We start from the raw sequence: 24927 nt of genomic DNA, 5'->3' as shown, positions 1-24927 counted from the left end.
TTCATGCGGCGGGCTCCAACTCCTCGCCGCTGATCGCCTCGACCAGCGCGGACATGAGGATTTCCGCGACGGGCGGTGTGACGGCGTTGCCGTACTGGCGGACCCGTTGGCGCTTGTTGCCGAGCACGATGTAGTCCGGCGCGAACGCCATCGCTGCGCCGATCTCGTGGGTTCGAGCATGCGGAACCGGACGTCGTCCAGGTCGACGACCGTGTCGTCGGTGCGCTGCGCGGGTGTCGTGAGCGCGTAGCGGTCGCGGGTGGACAGGGTTCCGATCGGCTCGGCGGCCGACCGGGACGTCCCGTTGCCGTAGTAGGGGACCAGCAGGCCGGTGGGCTGGTCGCTGGTGACGAGGCCGTGGTGGTTGCCGGAGGCGGTCACCGTCGACAGCGGGTCGCCGATCGGGCGGGCGTTGTCCTTATCGCCTCCTCCGCGCAGCGGCGTCAGGAACGGCGGGAGCGCCATGCCGGTCTCGTTGCGCGCCGTCTGGGTGCGCAGGGGCTGGGCGGCGGTCGCGGCGACCTTGCCGGGACGCCCTTCGACCGGCACGAGCAGCGGAGGGACGGCCAGGCCGTCGGTCTCGCGCGTGGTGCGGGTCGGCATCGGTTCGGCGGTGCGTCTGGCCGAGGCGCGCCACGTTCCGCCCGCCGGGACGAGCAGCGGCTCCCAGTACCGGGCGATCCCGGTCTTGATGCGCTCCAGCGTGGCGGGCGCGAGCGGGACGGCCCGGTCGCCGATCCGCGTACCGGTCAACGACCAGTCGATCACCGCGGCGGCGGGCAGCGCGTCGGGTTCCACGACCCGGTTCCTGCAGCGGACGTTCGGGCACCGGTAGACGTACTGGGCTCGGTAGCGGCCCATGACTTCGCCCGGCCGCTTGAAGACCTGCATCGCGTTCACGACCTGCTCGCAGGTCGGGCACCAGGCACGCGGCGACAGCCACTTACGCAGATTCGGGCGGCGGCCCAGCGACGACAGCAGGTAGAGGACGAACGCGCGGTCGCGCGACTGGGGCGCCCGTCGGCTGCGAACGGGACGGGCGTGCATCGAGTTGAACGCGATGACGTGGACGTCGTACGGGCCGATCGCGGCGATCTCGCGCCGCCACCGGTCGAACTCGTCCCACCGGACGACCTGGACGACGTTCTCCACCACGCCGCCGAGGACGGGTCGTCCCTGCTCGGCCCAGTGCCGCAGGTAGCGCGGCACCTCCTCCATCAGCGCGCGGGCGCGGGCCACGTTGGGCTCGGGGCCGTCCGGACCGAAGAGCACCTGCTGATTGGTGCGGTCGAAGTCGCGCTTGACGCCGCACGCGTCGGTCCAGGGCGGGCAGGCCGGCGACGCCCAGAACAGGTCCGCGCGGGGGAAGCGGGTGATCGCGGTCTCCCGGACGTCGCCCTTGATGTGGTCGATGCCGGGGAAGTTCGCCGAGTGCGAGGCGATGGCGACGTCGTCGTGATTCGCGGCGAGCACCGGCTCGATTCCGGGCACGGCGGCGGCGCCCTGCGTCGACCCGCCCGCGCCCGAGAACTCGTCGTACAGCGTGTAGGACATCGAACCTCCAGGTAAGGAGCAGGGCGGTCCGGCCTGACAGCCGGACCGCCCCGTGGTCGTGTGGTGGTTTGGGTTAGGTGCCGATGATGTGGTCGGTGTCGTGGGGGTGGGGCCAGGTGCCGTAGGCGGTGCGGTAGGGGGTGGTGAGGGCGCGGTAGGCGTCGCGGGTCCAGCCGGGGACGGTGCCGATGAGGTCGCGTGCGGCCAGGGCGATCAGTTCGTGGCCGCCGGTGAGGCCGGGCTGGTCGAGCCACCACTGTCCGGCGCCGCGGGTGCCCGACAGGGCGTCCAGGGCGTTGCGGGCGGCGTCGGCGTGTTCGGTGGTGTCGGTGCGGGGCACCGTGCGGGCGGCGTCGGGCCAGTCCTGGTCGGAGTCGTGGTGGATGGTCCGGCGGATGGCCGAGCGGATCTGCGCGTGCTGGGGGCCGAGGAACCTGTCGCAGTCCATGCGCCGGACGACGAGCCACCCGGCGGGGCAGCGGTACTGCTCGTCGACCGGCCCGTGGGGCTCGACGCCGACCAGCAGCACCGGGGAGTATCCCGACTCCAGGTCCGCCAGTTCGACGGGCGGCAGGTTCAGGTCGTGGGCGATGAGGTGCAGCGGCAGTCCGCGCGGTTCCTCGTCGACGGTCACATTCCACAGGCCGGGGATGGCGAACAGCTCGTGTCCGGCGAGCGTGTCGTTGTAGGCGAAGGTGAAGTACACGCGGTTGTCCTGTCGTGTGGGCGGTCGGTCGTGTGGGGTCGGTCAGCGCAGGACGGCGGCGGTGGCGTCGTCGCGGTATCCGGTGTCGGGGTCGGGTTCGGCGGCGTCGACGACGGCGTTGGCGAGCATCTGCGGGGCGAGGTAGAGCGTGCGGAGCAGGTCGAGCAGCACGGGTTCGGGGACGCTGTCGTGGACGCCGTCGGAGGTGAGCAGGACCAGCTCGTCGCCGGGGATCGCGGCCTGGTAGACGGTGCCGACGGTGCTGTTGGCCAGCGAGACGCGCAGCCAGTTGTCGTGGTCTTCGGCGACCTCGACCGGCATGCCGTTGAGGCGAAGGTGCTGCCCGACGGTGTGGTCGGTGGAGTACTGGCGCAGGCGGGTGCCGTTCCAGCCGTAGGCGCGGGCGTCGCCGGTCCAGGTGATGGCGGTGTCGGTGTCGTCGGGGTGGCGGACGGCGATGACCGCGACGCCGTCGGGCGCCGCGCCGCTGGTGCCGGGATCGGCGATCACCGACGCGGCGGCCATGATCCCGGCCAGCCCGCCGCGCTGGGCGGCGACCCGCGCCGCGACCCACGCCAGCCGCTCCATCGCCTCGGCCAGCTCGCGGGAGTTCCCCGTGCCGTCCAGGACGGCGACGGCGGTCGTTGCGTCGGACGCGGTGAACGTCGAAACGGCATCGCAGTTGAAGCGACGCCGCCCCCGGCGCGTCGCCGTCGCCACGATCGGCAGATCGTGATGCTGGCTCATGTGACTCCTTCGGTAGTGAGAGCGGATCGGCCCGGCGGGCGCGGGGATGAGCGCGCGGGCCGTCCGCCCGGTGGCTGTCGGTTGTGGGTCGGTCAGGGATCAGCGCTGGCGGCGCTGTTTGTGGGTGTTCTGGACGAAGGGCTCGCGGGCGCCGGGGCGCTGCTGGCGGCCCGAGCCGCCGCAGCGGTCACAGGCGCGGAAGGCGCCCGCGAACCACGAGCTGCGGTGCTTGCCCGAGCCGCCGCAGGCGGCGCACGACCGGAACGGGTGGCGGCGCAGCGAGACGCGCCAGGCGATGAGCCAGATCAGCCCGAGCAGCGCGAGCAGAAGCCAGAAGCCGATCCCGCTGCCGGTGTGCTCGGCGGGCGGCGCGGCGGGCAGGACGGGGGTCGGGTCGGTGGGCAGGACGGTCACAGGTCACCTCGCTGGGGCGTTGCGGTGGGCTGATTGGTCACTGAGCGTGACGGGCTGCGGGGTCGGTGAACTGTCCGGCGAACGGTCCGGCGTGAACTGTCCAACTGTCCGGTTCTCGCGCGTTAGGCGGGTGGTGGACAGTTGGCTCGGACAGTTCGCCGGACCGTTCGCCGGACGGTCGGAAGCTCGGAGGACGGTTACTCGGCGTCGCCGGACTCGTCGTGAGCGCGGACGTCGGCGGGTGCGTGCTGGGGCAGGTAGTAGCGGGCGGCCTTGCCTTCGCCGTGGGTCGTGATGACGCCCTGGTCGCGCAGGACGGCCAGCCAGCTCGCGACGGTGGACTTGGACTTGCCGACCTCGTTCACCAGCTCGGCGCGCTGGGCGCCACGGCCGGCGCGGGCGGTCAGCAGCGCGAGGATCGGGCGGGCGATGCGGTCGGGCACGCCGAGCGCCCGGTTGGTGGCGGGCGGGTTGGACTCGGCGGCGTCGAACGTGGCTTTGGCGTTCATCAGGTCGGCCAGCGGCACGGGCTTGTCCGGCGGCTCGGGCAGGTCGCGGAGCCGGGCTTCGACCTCGGCGACGAGTTCTCCGGCGAGCCGGTCGACGGCGCCTTGGTCGTCGGGGTCGATGCCGAACGCGCGCCGCCGGTCCGTGCCGCCGGTCTGTCCGGCGGGCCGAGCGGGCGGCGCGTCCGGGACCGACGGGTCCGGCGGCGCGGTCCGCTGCTCGGCGGCGGCCTCCGGCGCGGTGGCCGGAACCGTCACCGGCTCGTGGCCGCGCTCGGCGTAGCCGGGAAGCTGGGCGGCGACGTCCGGCGCGAGCCGCGCGACGGGCGTTCCGCGCGAGGCGGCCAGGGCGCGGACGGCATCGACATCGGACAGATCGCGGATGCGGCCCGCGGTCCACCGGCCCCCGGCGACGAGCAGCGCGACGCCGTCGGTGTCCGGAGCATAGGTGGACATGTCGGGCATCTTGCGCTGCATCCAGTCGGGCATCGCGCTCGTCATCTCGTCGGTGTCGGAGACGCGCAGGATGACCTTGTTGGGCGCGTTGGCCTTGCCGTCCTTGCTGCCGGTGTACTGGACGACGTTGCGCTGCCCGGCGGTGACCAGCTCGACCCCGGCGGACCGGCCGCGCCGGTGGATGTTGTTCACCATCGGCTTCGCAAGATGCGCGACGGGTGACTCGACGCCGACCAGGGTGTCGATCTCGTCGATGACGAGCAGGAGCACCGGGTCCGTCGGGGTGGGCCGATGGTTGGCCCCGCCCGTGGTCAGCGACCGGATCTCGATCAGCAGGCAGGCCCATTCCAGGATCGCCAGCGCCCGGTCCTCCTCGCCGATCCCGGCGGCGGCGTCCAGCGCGGGTTTCCACAGGCTGGGGATGGTGCCCTTGCCCAGGTCGATCGCCATGGTCAGGACGTCGTCGCAGGCGGTGGCCTGCTCGACCAGGTTGGACAGGAACACGGTCTTGCCGCCGCCGTTGGTGGCGAAGACCTGGGTGTGCCGTCCCCCCTTGTGGTCGAAGACGGTGACGGCCAGGTCGTCGCCGTTCTCGGGGTCGGTGCCGACGACGAACGGGCCGTCCATGACCGAACGCCGGACGGTCTCGCCGGTCAGGGCCGGATGCGGGCACGCCTCGGCCCACAGGTCGCGGAGCTGCACCGTGATCCAGACGATCCCCGCGTGCTTGGCGTCCTCGGTGACGCGGACTTGGGCGGTGCCGATGCTGTACTGCTGCGCGATGCGCTGATCCAGGTCGGACGAGGCGAGGAACTTCGCCGTCTTGCCGGTGGCGCGGATGTCGACCTTGAAGCGGACGCCGACGCGGGTGTCGTGGGTCGCGACGAGCCGCGAGCCCTGCAGGCCGGCCAGGTCGGCGATGTTCTGCCAGGCGGCTTGCCGCTCGGCGTGGGCGCGCCGCTGGGTGAGGACGTCGGACCAGGTGTAGGCCGACCAGGTCGCGGACGCGGCGACGCTGTAGCCGAGCAGGGTGGACAGGTTCGTGACGCCGAGGTGGGCGGCGGTCGCCAGCCACACCGGAACTCCGGCGAACGTCGCGGTCAGCGCGGCCGAGTACCGGACCGAACGGTGCCGCTTGTAGGTGCCGACCCACGCGGCGAGCGCGGCGGGCGGCGCGAACGCGGCGAGCTGGAGGGCGTCGGCGGCGGTGAACCGGTGCGCGATCTCTCCGACCGGGTAGAGCGCGACCAGCCCGGACGCGAGCCCGCGGGTGTCGGGCGACCTCGACAGCCACTGGCCGTATCGGCGTGCGACGGCGAGCGCGGTCAGGGACGCGGCGAGTCCGGCGGCGCGGCCTGCCTCGGGCATCCGTCCCCGGCGGTGGTCCTCCGGCCAGGGGGACTGCCAGATGTCGGGCTCGGCGGAACGGCGCCGCCGGGTCGTGCGGCGGCCGGTCGTGCGGCGCGGGGGTCGGTGCATCGAAGATCCCCTCCTTCCACGAGGTGGGGCGCGGCGAAGCCCTCACCCCGTGAGCCGCCCGAAGGCCACCCGGAGGGGCGGGGGCTCGCCGCGCCGATGACGAGGCCCAGCGAGTGGGCATCGGGCGGTTCGGGACGGTCGGCCGGTGAATGGCCGCGGATCAGGATTCGCCGGTGATGTGCAGGCCGCGCGCGGCGAGGTCGCGGGCGTCCTCGAAGACCGTGGCGAAGGTGAGCGCCGAGCGGGTCGCGCCGTCGGCGGCCTCGTACAGGGAGTGCGCGGAGACGTCCAGCCAGGAGATGACCTCGGCGGGCACGCCGAGCGCCGCCAGCGCGCCGGACCAGACTTCCAGCGAGACGGCGAGCCCACGCAGCCGGGCGGCCATCGCCAGGCAGGTGTCCAGGAACTCCCCGTCGGTGGTGGGGACCGGGATGTCCCCGCCGTGCTGGGCGTTCTGCGATGGCTGGTTGACGGGCGTGTACGCCGGACGCCAGCGCGCCCGCGCCCCCTCGTGGGACCGTTCGATGGCCATGGGCAACCCTCCGGGTCAGGCGGCTTCGTCGCCGGTGAACTTCATGCCGTGCGCGGCGATGTGGCGGGCGTCCTCGAACACGACGACGAACGTCCCGGCGGCTCTGGCGACGCCGGTCGCGGCGTCGGCCAGCCCGTCGGCGACGCCGTGGAGCGGACCGACGACGTGTACGGGCAGCCCGAACTGCTCGACGGCCTGCGACCAGTCCTGCACCTGGGACGCCAGTCCGCGCAGGGCGACCGCGACCCGGCCGCACTCGCTCAGGAACTCGGTGTCGGATCCGGGGACCGCCAGCGGCAGCGACGCCTGCGCACGGAAGCGCGCGCCCGGCGGAGGGCCGCCGGGAACACGTGTGGGGTCGTCGGCGTGCGTCGGGCGGCCGTCTCCGGTCGGTCCGGTGGGCCGACGCGTTTCCGGTCGCGAGGCCGGGCCGGGCGCCGGAACGTCGCGGGGCGGTTCGGGTTCGGGTGCCCCGGCGGGCAGTTGGCGGACGCGCCGGACGAACCGGTGCGACCGCCGTTCGTCACCGCGGTCGGCCCAGCGGACCTGGGCGCGGCGGGTCGCCGACTGCCACGCCGACCGGGACCAGCGGTGCCCGCGCCGCGCGACGTGACCGGCCGCGCGACCGGTCAGCACCGCCAGCGCGTCGGCGAGCTGCGTCTCGCCGGTGGCCGGGGCGCCGGAGGCGTGCCACGCCTTGACGAGGCGGGAGTCGCGCGGCTGGGACGCCCGGCCGGGCTGCGACCGCGACGAGCCGTTCGAGCTGTTCGCGGCGGCGAATCCACCGGCCGCGATGCCCGCGGCGAGGACGGCTTCAGCGATCACGGTCGGCCTCCTCCATATGAGCGCGCGCCTCGACCAGGTCGGCGACCGCCGAAGCGGTCCCGATCACGACGACGAGGGCGGCGGCCGTGGCCAGCCCCGCCAGCACGGGGAAGCCGAGGACCAGGTCGGCGAGCGCGACGAGCGTCAGCGCGACGCCGATCTCGGCCAACGAGGGGCGGCGCAGCCACATCAGCCGCGCCACCCCGCCCGCGGTGACCGGATACGACGAGCCCGGCTCGTCCGCCGGGCCGTTCTGGTCCGGGCCGCTCACTGGAACCAGCCGCCCATCTGCGCGGACAGGTCGTGCAGGAGACCGGCGACCGGCTGCCCCATCGGGGTACCGGCGGCCAGCAGCCCCCAGCCGCCCAGCATCAGGAGTTCGTACCAGCGGGTCTGCCGCGCCCAGATCAGCGCGGCGATCCCGCCCGTGAGCAGGGCCAGAAGAATCATGATCGGAACCCTTCGTTCGGTGGACGGGTCAGGGCGGGTCCGTCCCGCCGACCCCGTCCACACGCCGCCGTCGGCGTGTGGACGAGGTCCGCAGGCACGGTCAGGGCCGGTCGTCGCCGCTCCGGGCTTCCCGGAGGAGCTTCTTCGCGGTGGACAGGCCGATGCCGAGTTCGTCGGCGACCTGCCGCCCGGTGAGGTCGGGCCGCTCGGTGAGCATCAGCCGGACGCGCGCGAGCCGTTCGGGGTAGCCGCTCTGCGGAGCCCGCGAGGAGCCGCGTCGGGGACGGCGGGCGCGGTTGCCGCCGCTCCGGCTCTTCGGAGCGTCGGCCGGGGGCTCTTCCGAAGGCTCTTCGCGCGTGCCCGACGGCGGCAGCTCACGAAGCGCGCCATGCCCGTTTTCGGCGTTGGCAGCCAGGTACCGCTCGATCTCGGCGATGCCCTCGTCGGTCTCGATCGCGGCGATCGTGTCGGTGACGGAGCCGCCCGGGACGAACCGGTCGCCGTCGGCGGGACCGTCCGGCCGCGCCGGTTCGCCGACGCGGACGAGCCGCCCGTTGTCGAGCGCGAGACGGCCGGAGCGGGCGGCGCGACGAGCGGCCTTGCGGTCGCGCTTGAGCGCGGCCCGCGCGGCGATCCGCTCGTTGCGGGTGGCGTCGGGCCCGACGCCGTACCGGTCGGTCCAGGCGGCGGCCCACGCCCGCTCGGCGTCCAGGTCGCGGGCGGCGGCGAGGCCGGTCGCGGTGAGACTGAGCAGCGGGTAGCGCACCCGGCGGATGAGCGCGCGCCGCAGGTGCGCGAGGTCGCGGCCGTGCCGGGCCTTGCCTTCCAGCGCCTTGCGGAGCGCGACCGTGCTCTCCAGCAGGACGATGCTGGCCAGGCTGGTGAGGGCCAGCGCGACCCCGACGTGCGTCTGTTCCTCGGAGCGGCCGTTCCAGAAGTTCATCGCGGCGGCGAGCACCGCCCAGATCCACGTCTGGACGCGGTACCGCAGCGACGGCACGTCGGCGGCGACGGCGCGGTGGGTGAGCAGCGCGCTGTAGAGCACGCCGCCTTCGATCGCGACGGGCATCAGCGGCGCGAGCACGCCCAGGTGCATCTGGTCGAGCGCGAACGCGAGCTGGCCGCGCCAGGCGATGACGGCGGGCGCGCCGATCGCGGCGATCGACGGCAGCAACGCGCCGTGCGTCCGGACCGCGGTGACGGCGGCGGCCCGCCGCGCCGTGCGCCGGGCGGTGCGCTCGGCCCGGCGCTCCGCGTGCTCGCGGCGCCGCTCGGCGCGTTCGGCGCGGGCGTCCTCGGCGCGCGCCCGCTGCAGCTCCAGGGCGGTGCGGGCGCGCAGGTTCTCGGCTTCGGCCGACGCCTTGTCGGCGGCGGCGCGAGCGGTGATCCGCTCGCTTCTGACATCCCAGCTCATGACGGGTCCTCCAGGACGCGCGAGCCGTCCCGCCGGGGTGCGCCGGACCCTGGCGAGACGGCTCAGACGATGACGGACGGCGAGTGATCAGGCCGCCGCCGAAGAGGCGACGGCGCGGGTCGCGGACGGGCAGTCGGCGGCGTGCCGGAGCGGGACGGCGGAAACCTCGTCCAGACGCGTCCACGTCGGCGCGCAGTTCGGGCCGCTGCCGTCGGTGACGAGCACCCACTTCTCGTCGCCGGTTCCGTTCCAGTCCAGGACGGCCAGCGGGCGCGGGCAGGCGTCGTCGGCGCAGGTCCAGACGGTCGAGCCGGGCGCGTACCAGCGGCGCGCGATCCGCCAGCGCCACACCTGCCAGTACCGGCCGTGCGGGGCGGACTGGAAGCGGTCGCGCAGACGGCCCGCGACGGTGTCGGCGACCGCGAGGACGCCGAGCACCGCCAGGCCGCGCGTGCCGTACTCCGCCAGGACGTCCGGCGGCGTGACGGCGAGCGCCGGGACGGCGACACCGACGCCGAGCGCGCCGAGGGTGAGGCCGATCTTGCGGCGGGTCTGCCGCTCGTACCGGTCGAGGCGGTCCAGCTCGGCGAGGTCGGCGACGTCCTGCTCGGTCCGGCACTGCGGAACCGGCGCGGGCGGGTCGATGTCCGGGACGGTGAGGTTCGGCCGCGTACCGCGCGACGGCAGGCCGTCCGGCGTGGTGATGGACGTGGTCACGGGATTCTCCTTCGGTCGAAGCGGGTCAGGCGGCGGCGCGGCGCGCGTCGCGGGCCGGGCGTTCGGGCGCGGGGCGGCGACCGCGCAGCGCGTCGTCGGCGGCGTCCAGGACGGCGCGCAGTTTCGGCGTCGCCAGGCGCACGCGGCGGACGAGCGAGTCGGCGATGGTGTCGCTCACGCGGAGCCGGTCGGCGATGTCGCGGGGGTGCCCGCCCGCCGCGAGGATCTGCGCGGCGGCGACGAGGCGTTCAAGCGCGGTCAGCTCGACCGGCCGCTCCCCGCTCATCGCGATCTGGACGGCGACCAGGTCGAGCAGCCCGTCCTCGGGCACCGATCCGAGCGGCTGGAACCCGTGCCGGGACGGGACGTCGACCGTGATGGACGTCGGGTGCGTCACCGGACTGGGCAGCGGCGCGGGAAGCGGCCGGGGCATGAGCGGGTCCTTTCGTTCAGGGGCAGCGGTGGAGAGGAGCACGAGCGCCCCCGCCCGAGGACCGGGCAGGGGCGCGAACGTGTCAGGCGGCTTCCAGCTCCCACGGCTCGGCGCAGTCGAGGCACGCGCCGACGCGGCGGGGCAGGACGTAACCGACGTCGGTCCGGCAGCGCGGGCACGTCCGCCGCGCGGCCAGCGCCCGATCCAGAGCGGCGAGCTGCGCCGTCGTCGGGACGCGCTTGGGTTTGGCGAAAGCGACGTCGTAGAGGTAGGCGACCAACAGGCCGCGGGGGCGATGCCGAAGAACCTGCCCGGCGACGGGCTGCCCGCCGGGCCGCAGACCGGCCGCGGCGAGCTGACGGCGGGTGGCGAGATGGCCGGGCGCCATCCGCCACGGCCACGTCGGAATTCCGAACCGCCGACCGGCCGGGTCCCAGAACCGGGCGTTGCTGCGGCGGGTCACGCTGCCAGGCCGGACTCGTCCGGCCCCGGGAGGGCGACCTCGCACGGCAGGTCGGCGGCGCGCACCGAGCGGTTGCAGGAGGCGCAGCGGAAGAGGACCGGCCCGCCGTCCAGGACGGTGCGGCAGGTCGGGCAGTGCTTGACCGGCCCGACGCGACCGGGCGGGACGCGCGGGCGCAGATAGGTGACCGACATGAAGGCGTCCTTTCTCCCGCTTCGGCGGGAGTCGAAGGGGCGAGTTGCCGCGCCGTCGGGCGCTCGGCTACTGGGGCGCGGCGGACACCCGCGCGACACCGGAGACCGACTGGACGGTGGCGTCCTCGGGCCGACGGGCGCGAAGCCGGGCGTCGCCCGACACGGTGGTGATCTCGGCGCGTCCGCGGCAGTCGGAGACGTCGACGTCGCCGGACACCGAGTGGACGCGCACCCGGTCCTCGATCTCGCTGAGGAGGACGTCACCCGAGGTCGTGCGGACGTTGGCGTAGGTCGCGTGCCAAGCCCGGACGTCGCCGGAAACCGTCACGGCTTCGAGCACCCCGACGGCGCCGACCCACAGGTCGCCGGACACCGTTTCGACGTTCACCTGGTCGGCGTCGCCGATCGTCACCGATCCGCTCGACGTGCGGACGCGGACGCCGGCGTACTCGCCGACCGCCGACACCGACGCCGTCCGGGTCCGGGCCGCGACCGTGGAACCTTCGGGCAGTCGGACCACAACGCGAACTCCACGCCGCGCCGACGTCCCGCCCATGACCGTGACCGACGACCCGTCGATGACGACGCCGTCCATGACGCTGCCGACGATCTGCGTGAGCGTCGCGCCGTTCGAGACGCTGCCGATGGTGACGCCGCCGATGACGGTCACCCCGCCGACGGCCGCGGCGTTGTCGTCCAGGTCGGGCACGTCCACCGCGAGCGTTTCCTGACGCTCGTCCCAGCTCAGCAGCGCCCGGTCGATCGTCCGGCCGACGGCCGGATCGTCGCCGAGCGCCTCCAGCGTCACCGACCCCTGGCTGATGCCCGCCTCGGCGAACACCTCCACCGTGCCGACCGGCACGTTCACCCGCAGGGGCACCGGGCCGGACGGCGCGAACCGCAGCGTCCGGGCGGCCGACTTCTCGACGTTCATATGGACCTCTCTCCATGAGCAGGCAGGGACACGAAAGAGCGCCCTGGCCGATCGGCCAGGGCGCTCAATGGGAAGAACGTGGACTCAGCGAGCGGCGAGCTGCATGACGCTCGGCGCGACGGGCGGCTTGGGCCGGGGCAGCACACGCGTGGGGCGCCGCTTCCCGGCTTCGAAGCACGCTTCCGCCAGCTCCTTGCGCCACTGCTCGAATGTGACGTCGATCCGCACCCGCTGCCCCGAACCGGGGCAGCGGGGCGGGCTCGGCCGGAACTCGGCCGGCCAGGCGTCCGCGCCGGGAACGTCCGGCCCGCGATGCGCGGTGACCATCCCGCGCTTGACCGACCGCCAGCACCCGCAGTCCGGGCACGCGACCAGCGCGCAGCCGCCCTGGTCGGACAGGCTCAGCAGGTTCGGGGTGAGGCGTGAGGCGAGGATGACCGGACGTCCGTTGTGCCGCATCAGCATCTCCAGATCAGGAACCGAGTCTCTGCGTTCTCCACCCCGCACTCGAACCGGACGACCCACCGACCAGGTGAGAAGCGAACCGACGAGCGCGGGACAGGCAGCGCAGAGCGCTACAAGCCAGAAAGCTCGGCATCGCACAGATCAGAACCGGTCCGGGGACCTCGTGACACGTCAACCCGTACGCACTCGGGTTCCGATCGCCGATGCCTTATCCATTTGTCTAGCCTGGCTGGCCAGGCATGGAAGCATCATGGACTAGCTTGGCTAGCCAAGTCAAGCGCGAATCTAGGATCTGCCCGGCCTGGCTAGCCAGGGGTTACCCTGAAGGCGTGAGCGCGGACAACGACTACCTCGGCGAACTCGACCCCGACGACCCCCGGACGGCCTCGCAACAAATCGCCATGAGGCTTCGTGCCGCGATCCAGACCGGCAAGCTCAAGCCGGGGGAGAAGCTGCCCTCGCAGCCCGACCTCGCCCGGCGCTACGGCGTCGCTCGCGAGACCGTGAAGGCGGCGTTGCGAACGCTGCACGCCGAGCGCTTGACCATCAGCAGGCAGGGCAGCGGAACCTTCGTCCGCGCGCGGACCGAGACTCCCGTCGGTCTCCGCCCCCACATCGAGGCGGCGTTCGAGCGCCCGCACGTCTCGCTCGACTTCGCGGGTTTCTCCGGCGAGACGCTGCACAACATGCTGGTCGAAGTGCTCGACAAGATCCGGCTGGGACGGCTCACGCCCGAATCCCTCAAGGTGCGGATCATGATGTGCGACACCTCGACGACCATGGCGCTGCCGCGACGAGTCGGTACCGACATCGCGGAGGAGGCGATCCGCGAGCGAGCGGAACGCATCACGAAGCGCTCGGTCGACAGCATCATCGACATCGTCCACGAGCTGGCGGACCTGGGCCTCATAAAGTCCGCGAGCGCCGAGGTCCGCGTCCACAACCTCGCGCCGGCGTTCAAGCTGTACGTCATCAACTCCGAGGAGGTCTTCTTCGGCCTCTACCCGGTGAAGCAGCACACGATCCGACTCAACGGGGGAGAGCAGGCCGACATCTTCGACCTGCTCGGCAAGGACTCGACCCTGTTCCACTTCTCCCTCAACGACGACAGCGACACGTCCAGCTCGCCGCAAATGGTGAAGGAGCTGCAGGAATGGTTCGAAGCACTGTGGGAAACGGTGGCGCGCGAGTACCGGCCCTGAACCAGTTGAAGGCCCTGATGGCCCGGGCCGAGGCGATCCTTCTCGACTTCGACGGCCCAGTCTGCCGCCTCTTCTCAGGTCTCCCGGCTCCCCAGGTAGCGGACGGCATCAGGGCAATCCTCCGCGACCGGGGGGCGGACCTTCCCCAGAAGCTCCAGTCCGAACCCGACCCGCTCGTCCTACTGCGGTGGACGGCGGATTCAGCGCCGAGCGTCCTCCGAGACGTTGAACGCGCGCAGGAGCGCTTCGAGCAGGAGGCCGCAGCAGTGGCTGACCCGACGCCGGGCGCATCAGAACTGCTGCGCGCCGCCGCAATCTACGGCACCCCCGTGGCCATCGTCAGCAACAACTCAGCTTCGGCGATTCAGAAGTACCTCAACCGAAGCGAACTCGGCCACCTGGTCGAAGCCGTCGTCGGCCGGGTAGCTGGACGCCCGACTCTGATGAAGCCGGAACCGTACCTGGTGCATCGGGGAGCGGCGGCCGTCGGCGCAGCGGAATCCGCCTGCGTGTTCATCGGGGACTCACCCAGCGACATGACCGCGGGCAAGAAGGCCGGGACCATCTGCATCGGCTACGCGAAGAGAGAGACCCGCATCCCCGAACTCACCGACGCTGGCGCCGACATCGTCCTAGAAGACATGCAAGCAGTGGCCGACGCGATCGAGGAGATGACCCTCCCGTGACAGGCCAGCCCATCGACGTCCCGCCGGAAGTCATCGAGGCCGCATCGCTCCGCTGGCCGAACCTCGTCGGACCGTGGCAGCGCGACGTTCTCGGCGACCTGGACCGGATCTGCGCCCGGTACCGCGCCCGCCCGGTGAGGGTCTTCGACGCGCGCTACGCCTTCGTCGTGGAAATCGAAGGCCCCGACGGCCCGCTCGTCGCCAGAACGAGCCCCGACCCCGCGAGCCTCCACCAAGCCGCCGTCTCCCGACGCCTGGCAGAGCTGGGCATAGGCCCCGAACTCGTAGACGTCATCGAGACTCCGACGAGCGTGTGGACGCTAGCCAGCCGCATCGAACCAGGCAACACGCTCTCAGGCAGATCCGTGCCGCTCGAAGCGCTGGTCACCGTCTTCCGAGCAATGAAGGACCAACCTGCGCCGGCCGGGACACCGAGACTGACCGACTGGCTGCTCTCCAGACTCCGCGACGACAACCTAACCGACCTAGCCCCTGGGCGAACACCCGCACCAGCCGACGACCGAGAGCGAGCCTGCCGACTACTCGACCAGCTCGGTTCAAACGCGGCTGACATGCTGTGCCACGGAGACGCCTCGCCAAACAACCTACTCGCGGATGAAGCGGGCCAGCTCGTTCTCATTGACCCGCGTGGCGTCTCTGGCGACGCCGCCTACGATGTCGCCGTCGCTGCGTGGAAGACGGCTTCAAATGAACTACCCACTACAAGAGCGTCAGACCTAGCACGTCTCGCTGGTCTCAACCCGCGGCGCGTTCGCACGTGGCTGAAGATCGCAGACGTCGCCCGTGTTTAACTGGCCACAATTGCGAAGACGTTCTAAATCGTCGGTGGGTAGTACACATTAACGGATGCGAATTGGAACTTCTACGAGTGGCTGTAGCGCTTCCAGTCGCCCAGCATACTGTGTCGCCACCTTCTCGTAGAGATCGCTAGTTTTAACCGAGCGTACAGTGACCACCAGGGCATACTTCATGGTTTCTGCCGTTTGAGTTGCACCACCAGCGAGTCGAGCATTGTGGTGAATATCGAAAACTGGAATATGCAGCGAGCTACCCCTCAGCTTCTTCGTGGCGTGAAGAGTGGTCTCCCACTTTTGCCCATCCTGCCGAAGCATTTCCTCCGTGTCGAACTTTGTGCGCCGGAAAAATGGTTTCGGTGCAGGGTCCGGAGACCGGTCGTTGGTAAACCGTAGCGCATGTGGCCTAAACGTGACGTCGAGCCCGCTGCGCGTGTAACTGCTCGGGTCCTGGGGATCGACGGGAGTCGCGTAACAGAATGTCGCCTTAATCTCGACTATCCCAGTGAGCTGCTCGTCAGGCAAAGGGACGGGAGCGCGAAGATACTGGCTTGGCGGAAGCTCGCCTTGGTAGAGTACTCGAATCGTGTCACCATCGCATACCACAATATCCTGTAGGTCGGTAGGAATGCGTCCCCAGCCAACCTCGGATGGATCGTGGTCGCTGCGTTGGGCGGAATGAATCAAAAGCGATTTCAATGCGAGCGAGCTTAGGCGACCGCCGAAATGCGCCCGCAATCCCGCGGCAATCCTTACGGCTGCGGGGGTTGCAAATGACGTGCCGCAAATAGCCGCAATGAGCGGTGCATCATATGCGTCGTAGACAATGAACGGTTCGCGCTGCGTGCCGCCGAAGCTTAGTACGTCAGGCTTGATCCTGCCTGGCTGTCGACCTGGGCCGATCGCGCTGTAGTCAGCACGAGCCCAACCATCTTTGACCGTGTCGGCCGACCCCACACTTAGCGCGTTGACGGAGTCGCTTGGCACTAGAATACGCGCTTCTTCTACCGGAAGATTCTTCCCGTTGTTCCCGACCGCTACGGATGCAAAAGTGTGGCCATCCGAAAGGAGGTCATCCAATAGGGCAGTCCAAGGATGTACTTCATCGTTCTCGATGGGCAGTGCGGGACCGATGCTCAGACTGATGAACTCGTACCTGCGTTCACGTAGGACAGCTTCGATCCTTTTTAGCACATCGTAAAGCTCGTATGGGTCGTCTTCACTTTTCTTGTCCACGACGCGGTAGTGATCGATTGACGCATAGGGTGTAGGAGCAGGTTCACCAGGATCGAGCGTCCCGAACAACGCTGCTGAGGTTACGGCACTTCCGTGTGCGGTAAGTCCAGGAGTCGTGCTGCCCACGCCTTGACCATCGAATGAACGTGCCCATCGACTCAATGGTGTGCTTTTGTCTAGGCCGCCATCAAATATTGCGATACGCAGGTCCGGATCAACTGGCCCTTCGGAGGGGAGAGGAGATTCAGGAAGGCTTGGTTGGGGAACCGCTCGTTCAATGGGGGAAATATCCCGTAGCCCCGATATCGGTCGTGCAACGCGGAGGAAAGAAAACTCGGCCAGTTGACGTACACGATCCGAGAGGATTTCAACAGGTATAAAGCAGAGGCCACCAGCGTAGATACGGCGATCGAAGTCGGCGAGCACTCCGAGCGTGTTGACGAAATTCTCGAAACCAGAGAGGACGAAGTCTTCTCGCGGAGAATCGCTCACGTGCAGAACGACCTCAAGTACGAGCGGCTCAGGCTGCGGTAGATCAGTTGGAATGTCTCGCAGCCGGTCGTCAATCGAAAGCGACCGTACCATCTCGATCCTCTGGATCTGTGCTGGTAGTTGACCGCCGCCAGCTGCCAGGAGACGCGCCCAATATTCGAATGATTCGACCTTTCCGGCTACGAAAAGATCTGTGGTTGCAGTGGTAGTTGGTTCGTTCTGTCGTTTCCACTTCTCCGGACGAATGGAGCTAGGCCGGCTCCCGACTTGGCGAAGGCCGACTCGATCCAGCACTGTTTGTGGATGATAGGACTTCGCAAGAGCTTGAGGATGCATCGTGACTACACCCACGCTCTGATTATCTGGGCGAGCAAGAGCGGGCAGCGTTTGCATGTCAGTTGCCACGTCACGCACCATCGGCTGCAAACGTGTAACTGCTTCAGCGTAAGAATATGCAGGCTCTGGGCCGCCTCCGCGCCTGGGCGGTGCAATATTTTCGGTTAGACTTTCGCCTCGACCGAGGAGAAAACGCGGTTCGTCTGGCATGTGTGCTCTACCTAGGTAGCAGTGCTTTGAGTGGTGTGCTTACGCAAAGTGTCTCGACTTATGGCGGTGATGTTGCTAATTCTCCGTTGCGACAGTTGAGTCTTCCTGCAAAGTTCTACTGCTATATTGATCCGCTCGTTGCTCGCCAAGTTCTTTATACGATCCTTGTTGGTGGTAGTCACGGCGTCGATGAAATTAATCTTTTTAAGCACGGCCAGCCGTCGTGCGCGCATAATTTCGCGCTCAATGTCGCTTGGTGACATCCCTCGAAACAGGACAACGAGGGCGGGTAGTATTTCTATTGAGACTTGACCATTATCCAAAAAGCGCGTTACCACGGAAGCGATTTCTCGATCGCTGGGGAGTGGAAAGTCGATAATGCTTTCGAAGCGACGCCAAACCGCAGGGTCGAGCAATTCGGCATGGTTTGTTGCAGCAAGAAGGATCGAGCCGTGTGGCCAATTGTCGATCTCCTGGAGAAGTACCGTCACCAAGCGCTTGAGTTCGCCGACCTCTGTTGCGTCATCTCGTCTCTTGGCTACGGCATCAAGCTCATCCAAAAGTAGAACGCAATTTGCCTTCTTTGCGTAATCAAGAACGCGCTTTACGTTGACTCCTGTCCTGCCGAGGAAACTACTCATAACCGATGCGAGGTCAAGTATGACCAATGGGCGATCGAGTGAATAGGCGATCCATCGAGACGCCATAGTCTTTCCGACGCCGGGCGGCCCTACGAATAGTGCTGTCCGGGTTGGATGGAGTCCCGCTTCAAGAAGATTGTCCGCGTTGAGATGCTCCTCCGTCAACTGCGTGAGAGCGGTCTCGACATCCAGGGGCAGAATCGGTACGTCCGAAATGGGTACGGGGTACTCTTCATTAATGAGTGGAAGGCGGGAGTCGGCGTCAAGCGGCTTGGGTACCGATGAGCCTCGTGAGATGCCCCTGAGGGGGCTCTCGCGTAGCAGGTCGATGAGGCCCCTTGAAAGCGTTGGTCTTCGGTCGCGGTAACGGCGCGCGAGTGTGCGAATGGTTGACTGGGCCGCTGGGTCGCTGGCCGTGAGAGCCATGCGCGCGAGATGGACTACATCGTCGTCAAGCTGGCGATCATCGTCCACTGTCAAACTCATATCTTGCCTGGTCATTGGGCTACTCTAACAGCTACTGGACTAGGCATCTATGGTTGCTGGGGATCTCGCCCACTGTGGGATGCGACTCGGGTCCGTTGTGTTGGTTCACGTGGCTGGTGCATCTTTGGGTGTGGCGAACGCCTGGCGATCGAACACACTGTCGAATCTGGCAGGTCGTGAGCGGAGGGCGGTTGCGTCAACTCGGCTCTCATCGAGGTCGCGCGATCGCCTGCGATCGTCTGGTTGCCCGCATGCGCTCTCCGGCCATGGCCGGTTGTGGCCCTACCGCGGAGCGCTCTGCATGAGGTCGTGGGAGAGCAGCGTCCTGGTCGCTGGGCGATGTTGCCCGTTAGCGGGCCACGCGCCGGTCCAGAGAGGGAAGCAGCCTTGTACAGGCGTGGCGCTGAGTGGCTGCAATCCTGCCCCATCCGCGATCCAGCGGGCCCGCTGCGCGATTCGTGGTGACGTTGCACCAGGTCAGGTGGTTGGTTCGTCAGGTGGGGATGCACTCTGTAAATCCGTCGGCTTAGCCTACGCAGGTTCGAACCCTGCACCCGCCACATCTTGTCGGAGGGCCGCCATCGGTTTTCATGCCGGTGGCGGCCCTTTTGTTGTGCTCGGTCGTCATCGGCTCGGAGGCGGCGGCGTGCCGTGGTGCGCTGTCAGAGTCCTCAGAAGCATGAGCGGCCTTCTTGTCGGACGTTCGCGGATGGATTTTGTGTGCCTCGGTTTATTTGGCGGGGTGGTGCGGTCGGATGGGTGTCTCGGAGGGCGACGCTGGCTTGATCTTCTACCTGCAGTCCGCGCGGGACGCCTTGGTGGGGGAATTTGACGGGCTCTCGGGGTGCGATGTCCGCCGAACGGTATGATTTTTCTCGGGCTTGTGAAGAATGTTGCCGGTTTCGAGTTCGGGTGTCTCGGGAATGCTTTCGGGCGGCCTTTCGGGGAGGTGTTGCCGTGGTTGATGGAGGGGCTGAGGCTAACGCTGATGTGTGGGCTGCCGCAGACGAGTTGCGTGCTTGCATCTTCGAGTTGTATCGGGGTGCTTGGGTGCAGGTGGACGCGACGATCAGGGTGCTGGAGTTGGGCGCCGTCGGTCGGGCGTCCTGGTGGCCGGAGGGACGGGGGCGCGGTGCATCACGCTGTCGTGCGCGTGTTCGCGGATATGTGTCGGCATGCCGGGCAGGCCGACATCGTGCGGGAGTTGATCGACGGCTCGGTGGGAATTAATCCGGGTAGACCAACATCTCATCGGATTAATCGGCGTGGTGGGTGGATTACCGCGTCAGGGTGGAGCGCGCCGCGTGGGAGGCTGACGAGGATGATCGGCCGGGGTTTAGTGGTTGTGCTGCGGGTGGCGGGCGAGTCGGTTAGCTCGGACGGTAGAGCGTCTCCATGGTAAGGAGAAGGTCTACCGTTCGATTTCGGAAGCGGGTCGTAGGTCGGGGCGCATTGTTCGGCTGCGGGGAGGATCTTCCCGGGTCGGTGTCTTGGGGACTCGTGGTCGGGCGGTGGGAGTGTCGCCTCTCGTGGGTTTGGGTGCGAGAGGCGACGGTTTGTGGGTTTGGCTAGTGGGTGATGGTTGCGGCGCCTGCTCGGGCGAAAGACTCGTCTTGGGCGCCGCTGGGGGCGCCTGCTACGCCGATTGCGGCGATCGGGGTGTTTCGGTGGCGGATCGGGACCGCGCCGGCGAGGAACAGGGTGCCGGGGATGTCGCGAAGAGTCGGGGTCGTCGCGAGGCGCTTGACGAGTTCTGAGGTTGGTGCGTTCCAAGAGACGGCGGTGAACGCCTTTCGTCTCGCCGACGTCCAGGACTGCGGGCCCGAGCCGTCGCCGCGCAGCGCGGCGATCGTCCGGCCGTCGCGGTCCACGACCGCCACCGACACCCGCTGCCCGGCGCGCCGTGCGGCGGCGAGCGCGCCGCGCGCCGCCCGCGTCGCCGCCGCGACCGTGAGGTGGGCGGTGCTGTAGACGTTCCGCGCCGGGGTCTCCGTTCCCGGCGCGGCGGGCGCGGCAGGCGCGGCGTGTGCGGCGGGTGCGGTGAGGGCGGCGGACGCGGCGGTGAGCGCGGCTCCGGCGGCGAGGGCGCGGACAAGCGGAAAGGTCATCGCAAGGGCTCCTTCAACGGGCTCGGTGGATCGGCGGGCGGCGTGCGCCGCGCGGCTCGTCCGGCGGGCCGGACGGCGGCTGAGGGTTCGGTTCCCGAGCGGAGATCGAGAAAAACCCTGGTCACGGTCACGCGGAGCTCCCGGTCCGGGCTGGTGATGATCTCGGCCCGCGTGCCCGGGGCGGTGGCCCCGAACGTCAGCCCGTGCGGGTCGTCCACAGCGTCGGCGAACGGCCGATGTCGGCGGTCCGGCGAGCGGACGTTCGCGTGGACGGGCGTCGGAGATCTGCGGGATGCTGGGGGCGGCGGCGAGGGGGAGCGTGGACGACCGGGACGATTCCCCGCCGTGCGGGCACTGCGGCGGGTCGGGGGAGATCGACTACGAGCGCCCGCGGCGGGCCGAGGACGGTTCGGTGGTCTGGCGCGCGAGCCGCGAGGACTGCCACGTCTGCGGAGGGACGGGGAGATGCCGGTGAACGGCAGGCGCGACCGGTGCGGCGACGGGCCGTGCCGCTGGTGCGACCGCGGTGGCCGGGACTGCCGGTTCTGCGGCGGGACGGGTTGGTGGCGGCCCGAGAAGCCCGAGCGGGACGCGGCGGGCGCGCTGCGCTGGGTCCGCGTCGAGGAGCCGTGCCGGATGTGCGCGAACACCGGCCGGGAGCACAACCCGCTGGAAGGGTCGGTGCCCGCGTGATGGACGTCCGCCTGCGCACCGAACCCACGCCGGGCGGCGTGAACGAGGACTTCGTCGCCGCCGGGGACGGGTGGGCCGTTGTGCTGGATGGCGCGACGCAGCGGCCGGGGGTCGACTCCGGCTGCGCGCACGGCCCGGCGTGGCTCGTGCGGCGGCTGGGCGGCGCGGTCGCCGCGCGGCTGGCCGTGGGCGACGGCGCGGAGCTGGCGGGCGTCCTCGCCGAGGCGATCACGCACGTCCGTACGCTGCATCCCGGGTGCGATCTCGACAACCCCGACAGTCCGTCCGCGACCGCCTCGATTGTTCGGTGGAGGGGAACGGAACTCGACTGGTTGGTGCTCGCGGATTCCCCGATCGTCCTGGATGACGGGACCATCACCGTTCATCGGGACGACCGGGCGGACCGCCTTCCGGATCACTCCGTCGAGACGGTCCGGCGGCTGCGTAATCAAGAAGGCGGGTTCTGGGTCGCCGCCGCGCGGCCCGAGGCAGCGTTCCGGGCGCTGACTGGGACGGCCGGGAACGTGCGGCGCGCCGCGCTGCTGAGCGACGGCGCGTCCCGGCTCGTCGAAGTCTTCGGCGTGCTGACGTGGGCGGGCCTGCTCGACCTGCTGGACGAGGCGGGCCCGGCCGAGCTGGTCCGCCGCACGCGGGCCGCCGAGGACGAGGACGGCGTCGTCATCGAGAGGGGCAAGCCCCGCGACGACGCCACCGTCGCCTACCTCACCGCGTCGCCGGCTTGACGTGCGGCCACCAGGCCGCCAGGTCCTCCGGCAGGTGCATCCCCTCCAACACCACGTCGCCGGGCATCATCGGGTACTTGCGCCCGGCCGGGAACGCCCGCGGGTAGGACGGCGGGTCCAGCACGACGACCCGCGTCCCGTTGACGTCCGGGATGTCGGCGGGCACGCCCTCGTTGTAGATCCACTCGCCGTGCGCGTCCACGAGGTTCCACTCGCTGTGCGCGGTCGGCGGCGGCTCGGGCGCCTCGGTGTCGCGGAAGTACGCCGCGATGTCGCGCGGCGGCGGCGTGCCGGGCATGCCGCCGGGCCGCCCCGCGAGGGCGTCGGCGAGCAGGACGTGGAGCTGGAAGTTGTCCCCGATCCCGGTCAGCGAGACCGTCCAGCCGCGCCGCGTGGCCCGGTCGAGGACGAGCACCCGCTCGTCCTCCAGGACGCGGAGCAGGCTCGCGACCCACCCCGTCACCGGGCAGTACCGCTCCAGCCCGCCGACGAGCCGCGCCTTGTCCTCGCGGCCGGTGATCGACGCGCGCAGCGGGCGCGACGACGACAGGACGGTGTTCGCCGCGAGCGCCAGCTTCTCCAGCGCGAACCACGCGAGCATCGCGGACGCCGGGTCGTCCAGCGCGGGCGCGACGACGTCGAAGACCTCCTGCGACGGGCTGTCCTGCGCGGGGTCGGGCGGCGGCGCGTCCACGGCCTGCGACCAGGTCAGCAGGAACGTCGTGGACAGGTCCGCGGCCTCCAGCAGCCGCCGCAGGACGGGCCGGTCGACGCCCCGCGCGGTCGCGCCCCGCTCGATCCACGACCCGGTGATGACGGCGAGGAACGCGGCCGCGCCGAGCGCGGCGCCCTCGACGCCCTCGGCCATCCGGGGCATGGCCGCGTCGAGGGCGGCGACTGGAACGTTCCGGGAGCGCTGCATCAGCTCCGGCATCAGCTCGCCGAAGGCCGGGTCCTGGGCCTCGGCCGCGCGGACGGTGGCGTCCAGGTGCCGGAGGAAGCCGTCGTCGCCCCCGGACGGCGTGAATCCATGATCCATAACGGGCCACTGTGACACAGCCGGGGGACAGACCAGGACGATTTCCGAACGGCCTTCGGTCCGGCGGCCGCCGAAAACCCGGTTTCCCACCGACCCTCGCCGCCGTGTATGGTTACACCCGTCGCCGCGACCGCGAGGAAGCGCGCGGCAGGCCCCTTTAGCTCAGTCGGCAGAGCGTCTCCATGGTAAGGAGAAGGTCTACGGTTCGATTCCGTAAAGGGGCTCCGGCTCGTCGCACCCCCCGGTCTCCGGGGGGTTTTCGCGTTCCGGGCGGCGCCTCGCGCTGCGGTTCGCGGCCGATCGGGCCGTGTGATAGCGTCCTCGCGTTCCGGACGGGACGATTCGCAGGTCATCGCCACAGGCGGTAACCTGGGGACGGCCAGCGGCGGAAGCTCAGGAACCGGGCCGTTTCCTCCGAAGCGGAACTTCTCGGGTTTCCTGGGTCGAGTGGACATCGGGTATTCTGGCGTCCCGGTCCGCGCTGACCATCACGGCGGGGTAGCTCAGTCAGGCAGAGCAAGCGGCTCATAATCGCTGTGTCGCCGGTTCAAGTCCGGCCCTCGCTACTACCTTGGCCTCTCGCCCCCCGACCCGGGGGCGAGCGGGCTGGGTTGAACCGACCGGACGCCCCTCACCAGGCGTCCGATGTCACGTCCCTGTACCTAGCAGAAAGGCACTCCACCGTGGCTGCCACCGACGTACGGCCGAAGATCACGCTGGCCTGCCAGGAGTGCAAGCACCGCAACTACATCACGCGGAAGAACCGGCGCAACGACCCGGACCGCCTCGAGCTGAAGAAGTACTGCCCGAACTGCCGGTGCCACCGCGCGCACCGCGAGACCCGCTGACCGCGAGTCCCGGTACTTCCCTCGGGGCGCGCGCCGCGGCGCCGCCCGCGTGACGGCGCGACCGCTTGCCCTGACGTCCTCCAGCCCGTTCCCGCAGTGCGCGGGGGCGGGCTGAACGTCGTTCTGTTAGGGTCTCGGCAGACGTAGTAAGCGAGCGCTTAGCGCCGGAGGGACGACTGCATGGCACTCAACCGTGACTTCGTCGGGCGGAGTTTCCCGCCCGGCGAGCCCTACGAGGTCAGCCGGGTGAAGATCCGGGAGTTCGCGGACGCGATCGGGGATCAGAACCCCGTCTACCGGGACGCCGACGCCGCGAAGGCCGCCGGGCACCCGGACGTCATCGCGCCCCCGACGTTCCCGATCGTCGTCTCGCTCGGCAGCCCCGCGCTCGTGGACCCCGAGCTCGGCCTGAACTACGCGATGGTCGTCCACGGCGAGCAGCGGTTCGAGTACACGCGGCCCGTGCGCGCGGGCGACGTCGTGGTCTGCACGTCCACGATCACCGAGATCCGCAGCATCGGGAACAACGAGAAGCTGGTCATCGAGACCGACATCTCGACCACCGACGGCGAGTTGATCTGCAAGACCTACAACACGATCGTGGAGCGGGGGGCCTGATGACCGCGCAGGTGAAGTACGCCGACGTCGAGGTCGGCACGGAGATCCCCGCGCGCACGTTCCCGGTGGACCGCGCGAACCTCGTCATGTACGCGGGCGCGTCCGGCGACTTCAACCCGATCCACTGGCGGGAGAGCGTCGCCAAGGCGGTCGGGCTGCCGGACGTCATCGCGCACGGCATGTTCACGATGGCGCAGGCCGGCCGGTTCGTGACCGACTGGGCCGGCGACCCGGGCGCGGTCGTGGACTACGGCGTGCGGTTCTCCTCGCCGGTCGTCGTGCCCGACGACGGCGGCGCGCAACTGGAGATCAGCGGGAAGGTCGAGGAGAAGCTCGACGGCAACAAGGTCGTCGTGGCGCTCACCGCCCGCGCCGCCGACCAGAAGGTCCTGACCCGCGCGAAGGCCGTCGTCCGCCTCGCCTGACCCTCCTGACGCGCCGCGGGCGCCGGGGCACGTAGAGTCGCCTCGGCGCTGAGCGGGCTT

General features: G+C 69.8%; 30 protein-coding genes and 2 tRNA genes. 12 read left to right on the top strand and 20 right to left on the bottom strand.

What is annotated here, in order from left to right:
* Position 1 precedes the first annotated feature (1 nt).
* Positions 2-151 (bottom strand): DNA cytosine methyltransferase, encoded by a 150-nt coding sequence (locus G339_RS41125; protein ID WP_205625583.1) that lies wholly within the window; start codon positions 149-151, stop codon positions 2-4.
* 462 nt (positions 152-613) lie between these two features.
* Here G339_RS41125 and G339_RS41120 point away from each other — a divergent pair, with 462 nt between their 5' ends.
* Positions 614-835 (top strand): hypothetical protein, encoded by a 222-nt coding sequence (locus G339_RS41120; RefSeq protein WP_205625582.1) that lies wholly within the window; start codon positions 614-616, stop codon positions 833-835.
* A 792-nt stretch (positions 836-1627) separates the two neighbouring features.
* Here the strand turns inward: G339_RS41120 and G339_RS0119125 are convergent.
* From G339_RS0119125 to G339_RS34385, 15 genes are all read right to left on the bottom strand, one after another.
* Positions 1628-2260 carry a hypothetical protein gene (locus tag G339_RS0119125; RefSeq protein ID WP_019632683.1) on the bottom strand — a complete coding sequence of 211 codons (633 nt, stop codon included), beginning with the start codon at positions 2258-2260 and terminating at the stop codon, positions 1628-1630.
* 42 nt (positions 2261-2302) lie between these two features.
* On the bottom strand, positions 2303-3007 hold the full coding sequence (locus G339_RS0119120) for a hypothetical protein (protein ID WP_019632682.1): 705 nt from the start codon (positions 3005-3007) through the stop codon (positions 2303-2305).
* Between the two features lie 99 nt (positions 3008-3106).
* On the bottom strand, positions 3107-3421 hold the full coding sequence (locus G339_RS36900; protein ID WP_019632681.1) for a hypothetical protein: 315 nt from the start codon (positions 3419-3421) through the stop codon (positions 3107-3109).
* Positions 3422-3618: 197 nt separating this feature from the next.
* The gene (locus tag G339_RS0119110; protein WP_019632680.1) at positions 3619-5862 is read right to left on the bottom strand and encodes a winged helix-turn-helix domain-containing protein; all 2244 of its coding nucleotides are present in this window, start codon (positions 5860-5862) and stop codon (positions 3619-3621) included.
* Between the two features lie 160 nt (positions 5863-6022).
* Positions 6023-6394 (bottom strand): hypothetical protein, encoded by a 372-nt coding sequence (locus tag G339_RS0119105; RefSeq protein ID WP_019632679.1) that lies wholly within the window; start codon positions 6392-6394, stop codon positions 6023-6025.
* Positions 6395-6409: 15 nt separating this feature from the next.
* The gene (locus tag G339_RS34395; RefSeq protein ID WP_019632678.1) at positions 6410-7219 is read right to left on the bottom strand and encodes a hypothetical protein; all 810 of its coding nucleotides are present in this window, start codon (positions 7217-7219) and stop codon (positions 6410-6412) included.
* Complete coding sequence (locus tag G339_RS0119095) at positions 7209-7490, bottom strand: hypothetical protein (protein ID WP_019632677.1); 282 nt, start codon at positions 7488-7490, stop codon at positions 7209-7211. The genes G339_RS34395 and G339_RS0119095 overlap by 11 nt, the downstream gene beginning before the upstream one ends.
* Entirely contained in the window at positions 7487-7669 is a 183-nt protein-coding gene (locus G339_RS0119090) for a hypothetical protein (RefSeq protein ID WP_019632676.1), read from the bottom strand. The genes G339_RS0119095 and G339_RS0119090 overlap by 4 nt, the downstream gene beginning before the upstream one ends.
* A gap of 100 nt (positions 7670-7769) precedes the next feature.
* The gene (locus tag G339_RS0119085; protein WP_019632675.1) at positions 7770-9083 is read right to left on the bottom strand and encodes a DUF2637 domain-containing protein; all 1314 of its coding nucleotides are present in this window, start codon (positions 9081-9083) and stop codon (positions 7770-7772) included.
* Positions 9084-9170: 87 nt separating this feature from the next.
* Positions 9171-9800 carry a hypothetical protein gene (locus G339_RS0119080; protein ID WP_019632674.1) on the bottom strand — a complete coding sequence of 210 codons (630 nt, stop codon included), beginning with the start codon at positions 9798-9800 and terminating at the stop codon, positions 9171-9173.
* Positions 9801-9825: 25 nt separating this feature from the next.
* A complete protein-coding gene (locus G339_RS0119075; RefSeq protein WP_019632673.1) occupies positions 9826-10233 on the bottom strand; it encodes a hypothetical protein in 408 nt (135 codons plus the stop codon).
* An 82-nt stretch (positions 10234-10315) separates the two neighbouring features.
* Positions 10316-10696 carry an RRQRL motif-containing zinc-binding protein gene (locus G339_RS0119070; RefSeq protein ID WP_019632672.1) on the bottom strand — a complete coding sequence of 127 codons (381 nt, stop codon included), beginning with the start codon at positions 10694-10696 and terminating at the stop codon, positions 10316-10318.
* Positions 10693-10890 carry a hypothetical protein gene (locus G339_RS34390; protein ID WP_019632671.1) on the bottom strand — a complete coding sequence of 66 codons (198 nt, stop codon included), beginning with the start codon at positions 10888-10890 and terminating at the stop codon, positions 10693-10695. The genes G339_RS0119070 and G339_RS34390 overlap by 4 nt, the downstream gene beginning before the upstream one ends.
* Positions 10891-10957: 67 nt before the next feature.
* Positions 10958-11824, bottom strand: a complete 867-nt coding sequence (locus G339_RS0119060; protein WP_019632670.1) for a DUF4097 family beta strand repeat-containing protein — start codon at positions 11822-11824, stop codon at positions 10958-10960.
* A gap of 84 nt (positions 11825-11908) precedes the next feature.
* The gene (locus tag G339_RS34385; RefSeq protein WP_157407865.1) at positions 11909-12283 is read right to left on the bottom strand and encodes a hypothetical protein; all 375 of its coding nucleotides are present in this window, start codon (positions 12281-12283) and stop codon (positions 11909-11911) included.
* Positions 12284-12618: 335 nt separating this feature from the next.
* On the opposite strand from G339_RS34385, the gene G339_RS0119050 reads away from it, so the two are divergent.
* The 3 genes from G339_RS0119050 to G339_RS37970 are packed head-to-tail and all read left to right on the top strand — an operon-like array spanning position 12619 to position 14989.
* Positions 12619-13491: a GntR family transcriptional regulator gene (locus G339_RS0119050; protein ID WP_019632668.1), complete on the top strand. Its 873-nt coding sequence runs from the start codon at positions 12619-12621 to the stop codon at positions 13489-13491.
* Between the two features lie 17 nt (positions 13492-13508).
* On the top strand, positions 13509-14177 hold the full coding sequence (locus G339_RS0119045; RefSeq protein WP_033323621.1) for an HAD family hydrolase: 669 nt from the start codon (positions 13509-13511) through the stop codon (positions 14175-14177).
* The gene (locus G339_RS37970) at positions 14174-14989 is read left to right on the top strand and encodes a phosphotransferase (RefSeq protein ID WP_169514765.1); all 816 of its coding nucleotides are present in this window, start codon (positions 14174-14176) and stop codon (positions 14987-14989) included. The genes G339_RS0119045 and G339_RS37970 overlap by 4 nt, the downstream gene beginning before the upstream one ends.
* A gap of 48 nt (positions 14990-15037) precedes the next feature.
* On the opposite strand, the gene G339_RS37965 is transcribed toward G339_RS37970, so the two are convergent.
* Both G339_RS37965 and G339_RS37960 read right to left on the bottom strand, forming a co-directional pair.
* Positions 15038-17137: a S8 family peptidase gene (locus tag G339_RS37965; protein WP_205625580.1), complete on the bottom strand. Its 2100-nt coding sequence runs from the start codon at positions 17135-17137 to the stop codon at positions 15038-15040.
* Positions 17138-17277: 140 nt separating this feature from the next.
* The gene (locus G339_RS37960) at positions 17278-18408 is read right to left on the bottom strand and encodes an AAA family ATPase (protein WP_084693311.1); all 1131 of its coding nucleotides are present in this window, start codon (positions 18406-18408) and stop codon (positions 17278-17280) included.
* Positions 18409-19258: 850 nt separating this feature from the next.
* Here G339_RS37960 and G339_RS41115 point away from each other — a divergent pair.
* A complete protein-coding gene (locus G339_RS41115; protein WP_420804497.1) occupies positions 19259-19795 on the top strand; it encodes a mycothiol transferase in 537 nt (178 codons plus the stop codon).
* 166 nt (positions 19796-19961) lie between these two features.
* Here the strand turns inward: G339_RS41115 and G339_RS0119015 are convergent, their stop codons facing one another.
* Positions 19962-20501, bottom strand: a complete 540-nt coding sequence (locus G339_RS0119015) for a GlcG/HbpS family heme-binding protein (RefSeq protein WP_019632663.1) — start codon at positions 20499-20501, stop codon at positions 19962-19964.
* A gap of 465 nt (positions 20502-20966) precedes the next feature.
* Between G339_RS0119015 and G339_RS0119005 the strand changes: the two genes are divergently transcribed.
* Together G339_RS0119005 and G339_RS0119000 are read left to right on the top strand one after the other, a co-directional pair.
* On the top strand, positions 20967-21194 hold the full coding sequence (locus G339_RS0119005; RefSeq protein ID WP_019632661.1) for a hypothetical protein: 228 nt from the start codon (positions 20967-20969) through the stop codon (positions 21192-21194).
* The gene (locus G339_RS0119000) at positions 21194-21937 is read left to right on the top strand and encodes a protein phosphatase 2C domain-containing protein (protein ID WP_019632660.1); all 744 of its coding nucleotides are present in this window, start codon (positions 21194-21196) and stop codon (positions 21935-21937) included. The genes G339_RS0119005 and G339_RS0119000 overlap by 1 nt, the downstream gene beginning before the upstream one ends.
* Here the strand turns inward: G339_RS0119000 and G339_RS34380 are convergent.
* Positions 21918-22976, bottom strand: a complete 1059-nt coding sequence (locus tag G339_RS34380; RefSeq protein WP_019632659.1) for a hypothetical protein — start codon at positions 22974-22976, stop codon at positions 21918-21920. The genes G339_RS0119000 and G339_RS34380 overlap by 20 nt on opposite strands.
* Before the next feature lie 151 nt (positions 22977-23127).
* Here G339_RS34380 and G339_RS0118990 point away from each other — a divergent pair.
* The 5 genes from G339_RS0118990 (at position 23128) to G339_RS0118970 (ending at position 24867) form a co-directional block, all read left to right on the top strand.
* Positions 23128-23200: transfer RNA gene (locus tag G339_RS0118990), tRNA-Thr, on the top strand.
* A 268-nt stretch (positions 23201-23468) separates the two neighbouring features.
* Positions 23469-23542 (top strand) — tRNA-Met (locus G339_RS0118985).
* Positions 23543-23659: 117 nt separating this feature from the next.
* Positions 23660-23824, top strand: coding sequence for a 50S ribosomal protein L33 (rpmG, locus tag G339_RS0118980; protein ID WP_019632658.1), 165 nt, complete (start codon positions 23660-23662; stop codon positions 23822-23824).
* A 180-nt stretch (positions 23825-24004) separates the two neighbouring features.
* On the top strand, positions 24005-24442 hold the full coding sequence (locus G339_RS0118975; RefSeq protein ID WP_019632657.1) for a MaoC family dehydratase N-terminal domain-containing protein: 438 nt from the start codon (positions 24005-24007) through the stop codon (positions 24440-24442).
* Positions 24442-24867, top strand: coding sequence for a MaoC family dehydratase (locus tag G339_RS0118970; protein WP_019632656.1), 426 nt, complete (start codon positions 24442-24444; stop codon positions 24865-24867). The genes G339_RS0118975 and G339_RS0118970 overlap by 1 nt, the downstream gene beginning before the upstream one ends.
* Positions 24868-24927 lie beyond the last annotated feature (60 nt).

The organism is Actinomadura atramentaria DSM 43919 (genome assembly GCF_000381885.1).
Lineage (GTDB): Bacteria > Actinomycetota > Actinomycetes > Streptosporangiales > Streptosporangiaceae > Spirillospora > Spirillospora atramentaria.
Note: the sequence above shows the minus strand (reverse complement) of the source record. Positions and strands in the feature narration are given on the sequence as shown.